This window comes from Actinomyces timonensis DSM 23838, assembly GCF_000295095.1.
GTDB classification, from domain to species: domain Bacteria; phylum Actinomycetota; class Actinomycetes; order Actinomycetales; family Actinomycetaceae; genus Actinomyces; species Actinomyces timonensis.
In genome coordinates this window covers 465,566-478,446 of sequence record NZ_JH806632.1, presented here as the reverse complement: position 1 = coordinate 478,446, position 12,881 = coordinate 465,566, and the positions used below count along the sequence as shown (strand labels likewise).

The following is a 12,881-nucleotide window of genomic DNA, read 5'->3' as shown; positions in this document are numbered from 1 at the left end:
TTCCGACAACGACGGCGCCCCGTCCGCCCCGCTCCCACGCGAGGCCGGCGGGGCGCCGTCCGCGCTTCCCGACCGGGCACGGGCGGCGCTGCCAGTGCTGGCAGCGCCAGCGGTATTGGCGGTGCCGGCGGTATTGGCGGTGCGCGACGCGGCGGACAGTGGGAGGATGCTCCTCGGAATCCAGACACGAGAGGAACCCACCCATGGCACGACTCTTCGGCACCGACGGCGTTCGGGGCCTGGCCAACGACCTGCTCACCCCCGCCCTCGCCGTCCAACTCGGCGAGGCCGCCGCCCGCGTCCTGACCAAGGAAGCCCGCGCGCGTTCCCGTGGCGCCCGCCCCCGCGCGATCGTCGGGCGCGACACCCGCGCCTCCGGCGAGTTCCTCGACCACGCCATCAGCTCGGGCCTGGCCTCCTCCGGCGTGGATGTCACCCGCGTCGGCGTCCTGCCGACTCCCGCGATCGCCCACCTGACCGCCACCCAGGAGATCGACCTGGGCGTCATGATCTCCGCCTCCCACAACCCCTTCCCGGACAACGGCATCAAGTTCATCGCCCGCGGCGGCTACAAGCTCGCCGACGCCGTCGAGGACGAGATCGAGGCCCTCCTGGGCAAGGTCAACGACCGCCCCACCGGCGCCGACGTCGGCCGCGTCATCAAGGGGGAGACCGTCGCCGACCAGAACTACATCAACCATCTCGTCGACTCCGTCGCCACCGATCTGTCCGGGCTGCGCATCGTCGTCGACGCCTCCAACGGTGCCGCCTCCGCCGTCGGCCCGGCCGCGCTGCGGGCCGCCGGCGCCGAGGTCATTGTCATCAACGCCTCCCCGGACGGCCTCAACATCAACGACAACTGCGGCTCTACCCACCCCGAGCAGCTGCAGAACTACGTCACGGCGGTCGGGGCGGACATGGGTGTGGCCTACGACGGCGACGCCGACCGCTGCCTGGCCGTGGACGCCGACGGCAAGCTCGTTGACGGCGACCAGATCATGGGCATGCTCGCCATCGGCATGAAGGCCGACGGCACCCTCGGCTCCGACACGCTCGTCGTCACCGTCATGAGCAACCTCGGCCTCATCCTGGCCATGCGCGAGCACGGCATCCGCACCGTCCAGACCGGCGTGGGCGACCGCTACGTGCTCGAGCGGATGCTCCAGGGCGGCTACACCTTGGGCGGCGAGCAGTCCGGGCACGTCATCGACACTGTCCACGCCACCACCGGTGACGGCGTGCTCACCTCCCTGCACGTGGCCGCGCGCGTCAAGCGCACCGGCAAGACGCTGGCCGAGCTGGCCAGCGTCGTCACCCGCCTGCCCCAGACCCTCATCAACGTCAAGAACGTCGACAAGGGCGCCGCCAGCACTAACAAGGCCGTGCAGGACGCGGTGGCCTCCGCGGAGAAGGACCTGGGCGAGACCGGTCGGGTCCTGTTGCGCCCCTCGGGCACCGAGCCGCTCGTGCGCGTCATGGTCGAGGCCGCCACCCAGGAGCAGGCCGACGCCGTCGCCAGCCGACTCGCCGGCGTCGTCAAGGAGCGCCTGGCCCTCTGAGGCGGGACCGCGATAGACCTCATGGAGCGGGGCCCCGGCAGCGCGCCGGGGCCCCGCTCCATGTCCGCGGTGGGAGCGCTGAGGGCGCCGAGAGTACTGAGAACGCGGCGGCCCGTCAGTCGAGGGCGCGGATGATCTCTTCCACCGTGCCCTTGGCGTCCCCGAAGAGCATGGCGGTGTTCTCCTTGAAGAACAGGGGGTTGGTCACGCCCGCGTAGCCGGTGGCCATCGAGCGCTTGAAGACGACGACGCGCCCCGCCTCCCACACGCGCAGCACGGGCATGCCCGCGATGGGGGAGCCGGGCTCCTCGGCGGCCGGGTTGACCGTGTCATTGGCGCCGATGACGAGCACGACGTCGACGTCGGAGAAATCGTCGTTCACCTCGTCCATCTCCAGGACCAGGTCGTAGGGGACCTTCGCCTCGGCCAGCAGGACGTTCATATGCCCGGGCAGGCGGCCCGCCACGGGGTGGATGCCGAAGCTCACCTCAACGCCCTGGGAGCGCAGCATCTCGGTGAGCACGGCCACCGGGTACTGCGCCTGGGCCACTGCCATCCCGTAGCCCGGGGTGATGACGACGCGCCGCGCGGACTGCAGGTCGCGCGCCAGGGACGCGGCATCGGTCTCGACGATCGTGCCCTCCTGCGCCGACGCCCTGGGCGCCGTCGCACCCTCGGTGCCGAAGCCGCCCAGGAGCACCGACATGAAGGAGCGGTTCATCGCCTGGCACATGAGGTAGGACAGGTAGGCGCCGGACGAGCCCACAAGCGTGCCCGTGATGATGAGCAGGTCGTTGTTGATCATGAAGCCGGTGAAGGCCGAGGCCCAGCCCGAGTAGGCGTTCATGATGGACACGACGACGGGCATATCCCCGCCGCCGATCGCCAGCACGAGGTGCGCGCCGAGGATGAGCGCCAGGAGCGTCATGACCCCCAGGCAGGCCCATGCGGCCGGCGAGTGCTCGGGCAGGAGCATGAAAGCGACCATGAGGGCGCCCGAGACGAGCAGCATCCCGAGGTTGAGCAGGTTGCGCCCCGGCAGGGTCAGGGGGCGCCCAGGCACCTTGCCGGACAGCTTGAGGGCCGCGAGCACCGAGCCGGTGAAGGTCACGGCGCCCACGAGGACGCCCAGGAACACCTCGCCGAGGTGGAAGGCTCCCAGGGCGTGGGACATCTCGTCCGGGGTGGCGTAGGAGTTGTATCCCACGAGGACGGCGGCCAGGCCCACGAGCCCGTTGAGGACGGCGATGAGCTGCGGCATCCCGGTCATCGCGACCCTCCCGGCGAGGAACATGCCGATGACCGCGCCGATCCCCAGGGCGAGCGCGATGAGGACCGCGGTGGCGATCACGCCGCGGCCCGGGTGGGAGGTGAGGGCCAGCCCGATGGCGGCCGCCACGGCGACCCCCATGCCGACCGCCCCGGCGATATTGCCGGTGACGGCGGTCTCGTGGCGGGACAGGCCCGCCGCAGCGGCGATGAACAGGAGCGCGGCGACGATGTACGCCAGCGCCACCGGGGAGGGCAGGGCGAGTGCTGCGTGCATCGGCTCAGTCCTTCCTGAACATGGCGAGCATGCGGTGGGTGACCACGAATCCGCCGAAGACATTGATCGTGGCCAGCGCGACCGCCACGAAGGCGATGGCGCTGATGAGCGGGTTCGCGTTGCCGACCTGCGAGATTGCCCCCAGCAGGATAATGCCGGAGATCGCGTTGGTCACCGACATGAGCGGGGTGTGCAGCGCGGGGGTCACGTTGGAGATGATGTGGAACCCGAGGATGATGGACAGCGCCAGCACGATGTAGTGGCTGGTGACGGCGGCTGGCGTGGCCAGGACGAGGGCGGCCGCCAGCGCCGCGGTGACCGCGATCCCCGCCATGCGCCGACGCCGGGAGCGGGCCTTGGCCCGGGCCGCCGCGGCGAGCTCGGCCGCCTCCTCCTCCGGGGAGCGCTGCGGCGCGGTGCCGGGGGCGGGCGCCGCCGAGACCGAGATGGGCGGTGGTGGCCACAGGAGCTCGCCGTCGGCGCACACGGTGATGCCGCGGACGACGTCGTCCTCCAGGTCGAGCGCGAGAACGCCGTCCTTGGCGGGTGTCATGAGGGTGAGCAGGTTGACGATGTTCTGCCCGTAGAGCTGGGAGGCCTGGGCCGGAAGGCGCTCGGCCAGATCCGTGGCCCCGATGATGGTGACGCCGCCGGGCGTCGTGATGGTCTCGCCCGGCACGGTCAGCTCGGTGTTGCCGCCGTTGGCCGCCGCCATGTCCACGATGACCGTGCCGGGGCGCATCGCCTCCACGGCCGCGCGGTCAAGGAGGATGGGGGAGCGGCGGCCCGGGATGTTCGCCGTCGTGATGACGATGTCCGCGCCGGCCGCCTCGCGGGCGTAGAGGGCCTGGGCGAGGGCAGCCTGGTCCGAGCTCATCTCCTTGGCGTAGCCGTCGGAGGAGACCTCCTGGGCGGTGGGCACGGGCACGAACTCGGCGCCCACGGAGCGCACCTGGTCGGCCACCTCGGGGCGCACGTCGGTGCCGCGCACGACGGCGCCCAGCGAGTGCGCTGTGCCGATCGCCGCGAGCCCTGCCACGCCAGCGCCGATGACGTAGACGGTGGCCGGCGGGAACTTGCCGGCCGCGGTCACCTGCCCGCCCAGCAGGCGGCCGAAGCTGGAGGCGGCCTCGATGACGGCCCGGTAGCCGGCGAGGTTCGCCTGGGAGGAGAGCACGTCCATGGCCTGGGCGCGGGAGATGCGGGGCACGGCGTCGATCGCCAGGCCGGTCAGGCCGCGGCGCCGCAGGTCCTCCAGGAGCTCCGGGCTGCGCGCAGGGCCGAGGCGGCTGATGAGCGCGGCGCCCGGGCGCATGAGGTCGAGCTCGGCGGCGGTGGGCGCTCCGGTGGAGGCGACGACGTCGGCCCCCCACGCGCCCGCGCGATCGGTCAGGAGCGCGCCGGCCTCCTCGTAGTCGGCGTCGGGGAAGCTGGCGGCGGCCCCGGCGCCGCGCTCGACCGCGACCTCGTAGCCCAGGCGGACGATCCGGGCGACGGTCCGCGGCGTCGCGGCTGCCAGGGCATGGCCCGGTGGTTGGCAGGGGATTCCCACGCGCATGGTGGCTCCTCTCAGCAGGCATCCCCGTGGCGCTGCGACGAGAGGACGCAGATCACAGGGATGTGAGTGATGGGCGCAACAGTAGAGGGCGATCGCGGGGACCATCTAGGACCGTCGGCATGGCGAGACGGCGGCGGGCGGGTTCAGGCCTTGCGCAGCAGGACGCGGCTCATGTGGTGATCGGGGCCCTTGACCAGCACAAGGGTCGCCCGACCGCGGGTGGGGGCGATGTTCTCCCGCAGGTTCGCCAGGTTGACCGACTCCCAGATCTCGCTGGCCGCCGTCAGGGCGATGTCGTCGGGGATCGACGCGAAGCGCTGGAAGTAGGACTCCGGGTCGTTGAAGGCGGTGCGCTTGAGGGTGAGGAAGCGGTCCAGGTACCAGCGGCGGATGTCGGCGGGATCGGCGTCGACGTAGATCGAGAAATCGATGAAGTCCGATACCGCCAGGGCCGCGGAGGAGGGATGCCCCTCATGTAGGACGTCGTGCTCGGGCGCGGCCCTGCCCCTCGGCGCGGGCTGGAGCACGTTGAGCCCCTCCAGGACCAGGACGTCGGGCTGCTCGACGACGACGCTGCTCCCGGGGACGATGTCGTAGACCTTGTGGGAGTAGACGGGGGCCTCGACGCGAGGGGCGCCGGATTTGACGGCGGCAACGAAGTCCACGAGCGCGCGCCGGTCGTAGGACTCGGGGAAGCCCTTGCGCGCCATGAGCCCGCGCGCCTCCAGCTCGGCGTTGCTCAGGAGGAACCCGTCGGTGGTCACCAGGTCCACGCGGGGCGTGCCCGGGAAGCGGGCCAGGAGATGGGCGATGAGGCGGGCCGTCGTCGACTTCCCCACCGCGACCGAGCCGGCCACGGCGATGACGAAGGGGGTCGGGCGGGTGTCGACGCCGAGGAACTCGGCCGTGCGGCGGGCGCGCTCCCGGGAGGTGAGGATGTAGTCCTGGAGGATCGCGGTCAGGGGGCGGTAGACGGCGTCGACCTCGACCAGGTCCGTGGGGTCTCCCAGGCCGCGGAGCTTGACGACGTCGTCCTGCGTCAGGGGCAGGGGAGTGGAGGACGCCAGGGCCCTCCACTGCTCGCGCGCCAGCTCGATGTAGGGGGAGTGCGAGGAGGTCACTGCCCAAGTCTGACTCATGCGTCAAGATCGCGCGCAGATCCGCGCAACCGATTGCCGCGAATCACAGAAGACCCGACCAATGACGCTTTCCTGAGCGCTCCACTCATGATTCGATCACCCCATGTGTGGAATCGTCGGGCACGTCCGCCCCCTTGCCCCCGTCATCTCCTCCCCCGCGACCCCCGAGGTGGAGGGGCGCACCCTCTCCGTCCTCCTCGACGGCCTCGGCCGCCTGGAGTACCGCGGCTACGACTCCGCTGGCGTCGCCCTCGTCGGCCCCTCCGGTCTGCAGGTCGCCAAGGCGGCGGGAAAGCTCGAGAACCTGCGGGCCGCCATCGCCGCCGAGCCCCCCGCCCCCGCCACCGCCGGCATCGGCCACACCCGCTGGGCCACCCACGGCGGGCCGACGACACAGAACGCCCACCCGCACCGCGCCGGCAACATCGCCGTCGTCCACAACGGCATCATCGAGAACTTCCGCGCCCTGCGCGCCGAGGTCGAGGAGGCCGGCCGCACCCTCCTGTCCGACACGGACACCGAGATCGCCGCCCACATCCTCGACATGGACTTCACCGCCCGCCTGGCCGAGGCGACCGCTGCCGATCCCGCCGCGGACCCCGCGCAGGTCCTCGTGGAGTCCATGCGCGCCGTCACCGAGCGCCTCGAGGGCGCCTTCGCGCTCCTGGCCGTCACCCCGCTGGCCCCCGAGGCGATCGTCGCCGCCCGCCGCTCCAGCCCCCTGGTCATCGGCCTGGGCGACGGCGAGAACTTCCTCGGCTCGGACGTGGCCGCCTTCGTGGCCTTCACCTCCCACGCCGCCGAGGTCGACGACGACCAGATCCTCCTCCTGCGCCCCGACTCGGTCACCGTGTGGGACAAGGACGGCAGCGTCGTCGAGCCCAAGACCTGGGAGGTCTCCTGGGACGCCTCGGCGGCCGTCAAGGGCGGCTACGAGACCTTCATGGACAAGGAGATCCACGACCAGCCCGCCGCTGTCGCCGACACCCTGCGGGGCCGCGTCGACGAGCGCGGGGAGATCCAGCTCGACGAGATGCGCATCGACTCCGCCGTGCTGCGCAGCGTCGACAAGATCATCGTCATCGCCTGCGGCACCGCCGCCTACGCCGGGCACGTCGCCAAGTACGCCATCGAGCACTGGTGCCGCATCCCCGTGGAGGTCGAGCTCGCCCACGAGTTCCGCTACCGCGACGCCGTCGTGAGCGAGAAGACCCTCACCGTGGCGATCTCCCAGTCCGGGGAGACCATGGACACCATCCAGGCCGTCCGCCACGCGCGCGAGCAGGGCAGCCGGGTGCTCGCCATCGTCAACACCTACGGCTCCACCATCGCCCGCGAGGCCGACGCCGTGCTCTACACCCACGCCGGTCCCGAGGTCGCGGTGGCCTCCACGAAGGCCTTCCTCGCCCAGATCACCGCCTGCTACCTGCTGGGCCTCTACCTGGCGCAGCTGCGTGGCAACAAGTGGCCCGACGAGGTCGCCGACTACCTCGCCAAGCTCAGCGAGATGCCCGACAAGGTCCAGTGGATCCTCGACGAGCAGGAGACCGCCGTGCGCGAGCTGGGCGCGGCGCTCGCGGACCGCTCGTCCTTCCTGTTCCTGGGCCGCCACGTGGGCTTCCCGGTGGCCCTCGAGGGCGCGCTCAAGCTCAAGGAGCTCGCCTACGTCCACGCCGAGGGCTTCGCCGCCGGCGAGCTCAAGCACGGCCCCATCGCCCTCGTGGAGGAGGGGCTGCCGGTCTTCGTCATCGTGCCGACCCCGCGCCGTCCGATCCTGCACGACAAGGTCCTGTCCAACATCCAGGAGATCCGGGCCCGCGGGGCGCGCACCATCGTGGTCGCCGAGGAGGGGGACGACGCCGTCGACGCTTTCGCCGAGCACATCATCCGCATCCCCGCCACGCCGACCCTCATGGCGCCGCTGCTGACCGTTGTGCCGCTGCAGGTCTTCGCCGCTGCGCTCGCGGGCGCCAAGGGCCTGGACATCGACCAGCCGAGGAACCTGGCCAAGTCCGTCACCGTGGAGTGAGATAGGCGGGTCTCGCCGCTGTTGTGATGGGGCCCCGGCGGGAGCGAGTCGATCGCGCCCGCCGGGGCCCTGAGCTCTTGTCCTCCGGGAGCCTGCTTCTCCGCTACTCGGCGTCCCCCGTGCTACTCGGCGACGACGAAGGCGAGGGCCGCCTCGGCGTCGTGGCTGAGCGAGAGGTGCCATGCGGTGATGCCCAGCGCGGCGGCGTGCCGCGCGACGGCGCCGTGGAGGGCGAGGCGCGGGGGAGACCCGGGGGAGGAGACGACCTCGATCTCCGTGTAGCGCCAGGACGGTGGGGGAGGGGGCACGCTGCCTGGGGGAGCGCTCTGGCCGGCCGCGCCAATGGCCTTGATGACGGCCTCCTTGGCGGCGAAGCGCGCGGCGAGGCTCGCCGCGCCGGGACTGGCGGCATGGGCCGCGCTGCCGGGGGCGCTCGTGCCGCCGTCGCCGCCCGAGCTCAGCTCAGCGGGGGTGAAGAGGCGCCGGGCCAGCGACGGCGAGCGGTCGAGCGCCTCCGCGAGACGCGCGATCCCCACGAGGTCCGTCCCGATCCCCTTGATAGCGCCCATGGCGCAAGTGTGCCCGATGCGGTGCGACTGCCGACGGGAAGAACGGCGAACCCTCCTGTGAAAGGAGGGCTTATTCTGGGAGGAGCCTGGCAAAGGCACGGGAAACCACTGATGGTCCTTGTGAATAACGCGGTCAGGATGGATTCTGTGGCTGATGGGAACGCCGAAGGAGGGGCATGGGAACAGGCGACGGCCTTGTGGTCGATGGCGTCCGAGTCCGGCTTGGCGGGAGGGAGATTCTCGACGGAATATCCTTGACCTGCGGCACGGGAGTGACCGCCGTCGTCGGGCCCAATGGCAGTGGTAAAACCACTCTCCTCCGCGCGATCACCGGGCTCATTCCACTGGAGCGCGGCCGGGTCTCCATCGGCGGGAACGATCTCGTGAGCCAGACGCGCCAGGCCAGGGCAGGCCTCGGATTCCTGCCGCAGAGATCCTCTTTCCCCAGGCGCTTGACCGTGAGAGCGGCGCTCCTCTACGCGGCGTGGCTCCAGGCGATGGGCGAGGGGGAGACCCACCATCGGATCGACGAGCTCGCAGTCGCCCTGGGGCTCGATGCGGTGCTGGAATCGAGGATCGGGACTCTTTCCGGCGGGACCATGCAGCGAGGCTTATTCATAGGGGTGTTTAGGGTGTTTTGTTGGTAATAGCGTGTCGCTAAGCAGGGTGGCGGCTTGCTCTTGAGAGAATCTTTGGTGCTTAAGCCAATCCGACCAAGAGGCAAACCGCCATGACGAATAGTAGCACGAGAATCCCTCGGTGTGAGGTTATGGGCCTGTGCGAGGCCATTTTCGCCGAGAACCCCGATCTGCCGGTCTTCGGGGCGAGGGCGCTGGGGCTGTTCGTGTGCGTGCGCCTGACCCTGATCCTGGCTGCGGCACAGCCTGCCCCAGGAGCTGCTCGCCGAGCTCTACGGCGTCTGGCAGGCCACCGTCTTTCGCGTCATCAGCGCCTGCACGCCCCTGATTGCCGCATGCCTGAACGGCAGTGCTCCAACGGTGGAGGACCTGGATGCCACGGCCCAGCTGATCATCGACGGCGCCCTGCTTTCAGTGCTGGTCCTGGAAGGACCACTTTGAGCTGTGCTCCGGTGAGCACAAGACCACGGGGCTGAGCGTCCAGGTGGCCTGCGCCCTGTCAGGGACCCTGGCCTGGGTGTCCGACCCCCAGGACGGATGCGCGCACGACGCTCAGGCCCTGCGCCGCGGCGGCCTGCTCGACGTCCCCGCCGCCGACCTGCCCGACGGGGCGTCACCACCCAGGCGTATTGGCGACAAGGGGCGCATCGGGCTGGGCATGATCACCCCGAGAAGAGAACCCGCGAGACTTCCCCTCCACCCAGACGACAAGGCCTGCAACCGGGCCGTCAACCAGATCCGCCACAAGATCGAACGAGTCATCGCCAACATCAAGGCCTGGAGAGTCCTGCGCACCGGCTGCAGAAGACCACCGGAAACCTTCCCGGAAACCATCACCGCAGTCCTCGGACTCATATTCACCTACACCCTATGAATAAGCCTCACTGAATCGCGCCGGTGCCGCGGTTCCGGCGCGGCTGGAGCAGTCGAATGGCTACTCTGGTGACGCTATCCCGCTGAATTCGCTCGATCTTATGGATTCGCAGCAGTTCCGTGTTGAGAACAACATTGTTCGCTGGTACGCGCGGAACTGCCCTCCGGTAAGAGGCCCCGGGGAGGGTTCCAGAAGCCGGGACACGATCATGCTCTGGCTCAAGATCAGCCGAGGGGGGCAGTGGGACCTTCGGTTCCGCTGATGACCTCGCCTCCATGCCCCAGGAGGAGCGCGACGCGGCTCTCCTTGCCGCGATCAACGACCTTCAGCAGTGCGGACAGCCCGGCAGCACCAGAGGGGCTCAATGAGCCGAGCGCGCCGGGGCGGGGCGGCGCCCGCTCTGGGGCGCCCCGCAAGGCGCTCCCACCACAACGCTCCCCGCCACCGGCTGCCCGACGCCTACCGCGCGCGTCCGCGGCTCGCCGCCCTGCGCTACCTCCTCCTTCCGCAGATCGCCGCCGCCTGCGCCGTCGGCGTGCTCCTCTGCGCCGTCATGACCAAGGAGCCCCTGCCCATCCCCGGGCGACTCAACGTGCGCGCCGTCGTCACCAACATCATCCCCACCATCCCCGCGCTCGCCATCATGGCGGCCGCCGGGCGCATCGGCGAGCGCGAGATCGTCTCCGCGCGCGGCAGGCCCCGCGTCCTCGGCATCCTCGTGCTCGGCGTCGCCGTCCTCCTCATCCCGACCTGCGCGCTCGCCTGGGCGCTCGGTGTGCCCACATTCGCCCGCAACACCCTGCTCCTCGCGGCGACCGGTATCGGGCTCGCTCCACTCACCGGTCCCCGAGCCGCGGGCATGCTCGTCATCTTCGGTGTCATGGCCAACTGGCTGCTCGGCATCGAGCACGACGGGGTCGCCTACTGGTGGGCCTGGGTCATGGCGACCGTCGACGACGCCCTGGCAGGAACTGGGGCCCTGGCGCTCACCGGCGTCGCCACCCTCACGATCTGGCTGCGCCCCCGCGCCGTCGACGACGAGGAGTGAGCCGGACGGCGCCGCTGTCTCCCAGCTGCCGCGGTTGCCCCGCCCCGCAGCCGGGATCTCGACGCCCAAACCCCTGGTTCTGCGGACTGTTGGGAGCGAGGATGGTGCCATGACCACCGCTAGGAACAGGGCCCGCGCCACCGGAGCCGCAAGGCCCGCTGGGGCCGCAGTGGCCGCCGGCACCCCCGCCCTCGCGGCCCGCACCGCCTATGCCGCCCGCGCCATCGCGCGGGCCGAGGAACCCCTGACCGCGGGCACTGACCAGTACATGCGCCGCGCCGCCCAGGCCCTCGCCACCGCCGCCCTCGCCGAGTTGTGGGAGGCCTCCGGCGCCGTCGCCGAAGGACAGGTCCTCGTGCTCGCGGGAGGTGGGAACAACGGCGGCGATGCCCTCCTCGCCGCGGCCATCCTGGCCCGCCGCGGCGCCACGGTGGAGGCGCGCCTGGCCACCGACCACCCCCACGCGGACGCGCTGGCCGAAGCCCGCGCCGCTGGGGTGGTGATCGCGGATGGGCCAGCCGCTGAGCCTGCTGCCGAGGCCGCCCGCCTCGACCTCGTTATCGACGGCCTCACCGGCATCGGTGCCAGCGGGCCCCTGCGTCCTCGCGCCGCGGCGCTCCTCGCCCCCCTCATCGCCGCGGGCCCGCCTGGCGAGCGGGGCTTCCGCGTCCTCGCCGTCGACATCCCCTCCGGCGTGGGCGTCGACGACGGCGCCCTGCCCGGCCCCGTCCTCGCCGCCGACCGCACCGTCACCTTCACCTGCCCGCGCGGGGCCCACCTCCTCCCGCCCGCAGCGCCCCTGAACGGGAGAGTCGACGTCGTCGACCTCGGGCTGCCGGTCCCCACAGACGGCGCGCCGCTCGCCATCGCCCCCGACCCCGCCCGGCTCGCCCCGCTCCTCCGCGTCCCCGGCGCCACCGACCACAAGTACACGCGCGGCGTCGTCGGCATCCACGCCGGGAGCGACGCCTACCCCGGCGCCGCGGTCCTCGCCGTCAGCGGCGCCATCCGCGCCGGAACCGGCATGGCGCGCATCCTGGCCCCCCGGCGGGCCACCGACCTCGTCCTCGCCTCCCGCCCCGAGGCGGTCCCCGCGCCAGGGCGCTGCCAGGCGATCGTCGTCGGCCCCGGAACCGACCCCGCCGACGAGCCCCGCGCCGAGGAACTGCGCGAGGCCCTGCGCGCCGCGCTGCGGCAAGGGAGGGATGAGGGCCAGTGGGCGGTCATCGACGCCGGGGCCCTCCCGCTCCTGCCCGGCCTTGCCGCCGAAGGGCTCGCCTGCGGTCCCGAGCACGTCCTCACACCGCACGCGGGCGAGGCCGCCGCGCTCCTCGCCGGCCTCGGGCAGCCGACGACGCGAGAGGAGGTCGAGGCAGCGCCCGCATCCGCCGTGCGGGGGCTCGCCGAGGAGACCGGTGCGACCGTTGTCCTCAAAGGCACGCCGGTGCTCATCGCCCGTCCCGACGGCGCGCCCCTCCTCTCGCTGGGCTCTGGCCCGGGCTGGTTGGCGACCGCGGGCAGCGGGGACGTCCTCTCCGGCGCCCTCGGCGCGGTGCTCGCGGCCGTGCGCGCGGATCGTGAGGGCGCGCGTGGCGGGGGCGGCGAGCATGACGAGCGGGGTATTGGCGCGGTCAGCGGCCTGGCCCTCGGGGACGCGATCGCGCTCGCGGCCGCCGTGGCTGTGCGCCTCCACGCCGACGCCGGCCGCCTGGCCAGTGGGGAGGCGCGGGGGAAGGAGGGACATCCCATCGCCGCCATGGATGTCGCCGAGCATCTTCCCCAGGCCCGTCAGCGCCTCCGCGCCCGAGCCCTCCCCACCCCGCGCACCACCAAGAAATAGCCCGCCCCTATATGCGAGACCGGGCGATCAGCACGGCGAGATTCTGATCTGTGGAAAACCGCCCGGTTTCGCCGTGCTGTT

The 12,881-nt window shown here is 71.6% G+C and carries 10 protein-coding genes; 6 read left to right on the top strand and 4 right to left on the bottom strand.

Translation table 11 applies throughout. From position 1 onward, the window contains the following. Nucleotides 1–203: 203 nt before the first annotated feature. Entirely contained in the window at nucleotides 204–1,559 is a 1,356-nt protein-coding gene (glmM, locus tag A1QA_RS0102135; RefSeq protein WP_017177289.1) for a phosphoglucosamine mutase, read from the top strand. A 115-nt stretch (nucleotides 1,560–1,674) separates the two neighbouring features. On the opposite strand, the gene A1QA_RS0102130 is transcribed toward glmM, so the two are convergent. The 3 genes from A1QA_RS0102130 to coaA all read right to left on the bottom strand — a co-directional run bounded on the left by A1QA_RS0102130 (nucleotide 1,675) and on the right by coaA (nucleotide 5,802). After that, nucleotides 1,675–3,105: an NAD(P)(+) transhydrogenase (Re/Si-specific) subunit beta gene (locus A1QA_RS0102130; protein WP_017177288.1), complete on the bottom strand. Its 1,431-nt coding sequence runs from the start codon at nucleotides 3,103–3,105 to the stop codon at nucleotides 1,675–1,677. A 4-nt stretch (nucleotides 3,106–3,109) separates the two neighbouring features. Beyond that, nucleotides 3,110–4,663: a Re/Si-specific NAD(P)(+) transhydrogenase subunit alpha gene (locus A1QA_RS0102125; RefSeq protein ID WP_017177287.1), complete on the bottom strand. Its 1,554-nt coding sequence runs from the start codon at nucleotides 4,661–4,663 to the stop codon at nucleotides 3,110–3,112. A gap of 143 nt (nucleotides 4,664–4,806) precedes the next feature. Further along, a complete protein-coding gene (gene coaA / locus A1QA_RS0102120) occupies nucleotides 4,807–5,802 on the bottom strand; it encodes a type I pantothenate kinase (protein WP_026048613.1) in 996 nt (331 codons plus the stop codon). 103 nt (nucleotides 5,803–5,905) lie between these two features. On the opposite strand from coaA, the gene glmS reads away from it, so the two are divergent. Further along, nucleotides 5,906–7,831 carry a glutamine--fructose-6-phosphate transaminase (isomerizing) gene (glmS, locus tag A1QA_RS0102115; RefSeq protein WP_017177285.1) on the top strand — a complete coding sequence of 642 codons (1,926 nt, stop codon included), beginning with the start codon at nucleotides 5,906–5,908 and terminating at the stop codon, nucleotides 7,829–7,831. A gap of 122 nt (nucleotides 7,832–7,953) precedes the next feature. Here glmS and A1QA_RS0102110 read toward each other — a convergent pair whose 3' ends face one another. Further along, a complete protein-coding gene (locus tag A1QA_RS0102110) occupies nucleotides 7,954–8,400 on the bottom strand; it encodes a holo-ACP synthase (protein WP_017177284.1) in 447 nt (148 codons plus the stop codon). Between the two features lie 176 nt (nucleotides 8,401–8,576). Between A1QA_RS0102110 and A1QA_RS13095 the strand changes: the two genes are divergently transcribed. The 4 genes from A1QA_RS13095 to A1QA_RS0102090 all read left to right on the top strand — a co-directional run bounded on the left by A1QA_RS13095 (nucleotide 8,577) and on the right by A1QA_RS0102090 (nucleotide 12,800). Next, nucleotides 8,577–9,047 carry an ATP-binding cassette domain-containing protein gene (locus A1QA_RS13095; protein ID WP_017177283.1) on the top strand — a complete coding sequence of 157 codons (471 nt, stop codon included), beginning with the start codon at nucleotides 8,577–8,579 and terminating at the stop codon, nucleotides 9,045–9,047. A gap of 475 nt (nucleotides 9,048–9,522) precedes the next feature. Further along, the gene (locus A1QA_RS16395) at nucleotides 9,523–9,912 is read left to right on the top strand and encodes a transposase family protein (RefSeq protein WP_017177282.1); all 390 of its coding nucleotides are present in this window, start codon (nucleotides 9,523–9,525) and stop codon (nucleotides 9,910–9,912) included. A 364-nt stretch (nucleotides 9,913–10,276) separates the two neighbouring features. After that, nucleotides 10,277–10,960 (top strand): hypothetical protein, encoded by a 684-nt coding sequence (locus A1QA_RS0102095; RefSeq protein ID WP_017177281.1) that lies wholly within the window; start codon nucleotides 10,277–10,279, stop codon nucleotides 10,958–10,960. Between the two features lie 109 nt (nucleotides 10,961–11,069). Then, nucleotides 11,070–12,800: a bifunctional ADP-dependent NAD(P)H-hydrate dehydratase/NAD(P)H-hydrate epimerase gene (locus tag A1QA_RS0102090; RefSeq protein WP_017177280.1), complete on the top strand. Its 1,731-nt coding sequence runs from the start codon at nucleotides 11,070–11,072 to the stop codon at nucleotides 12,798–12,800. The last annotated feature ends 81 nt before the right edge of the window (nucleotides 12,801–12,881 follow it).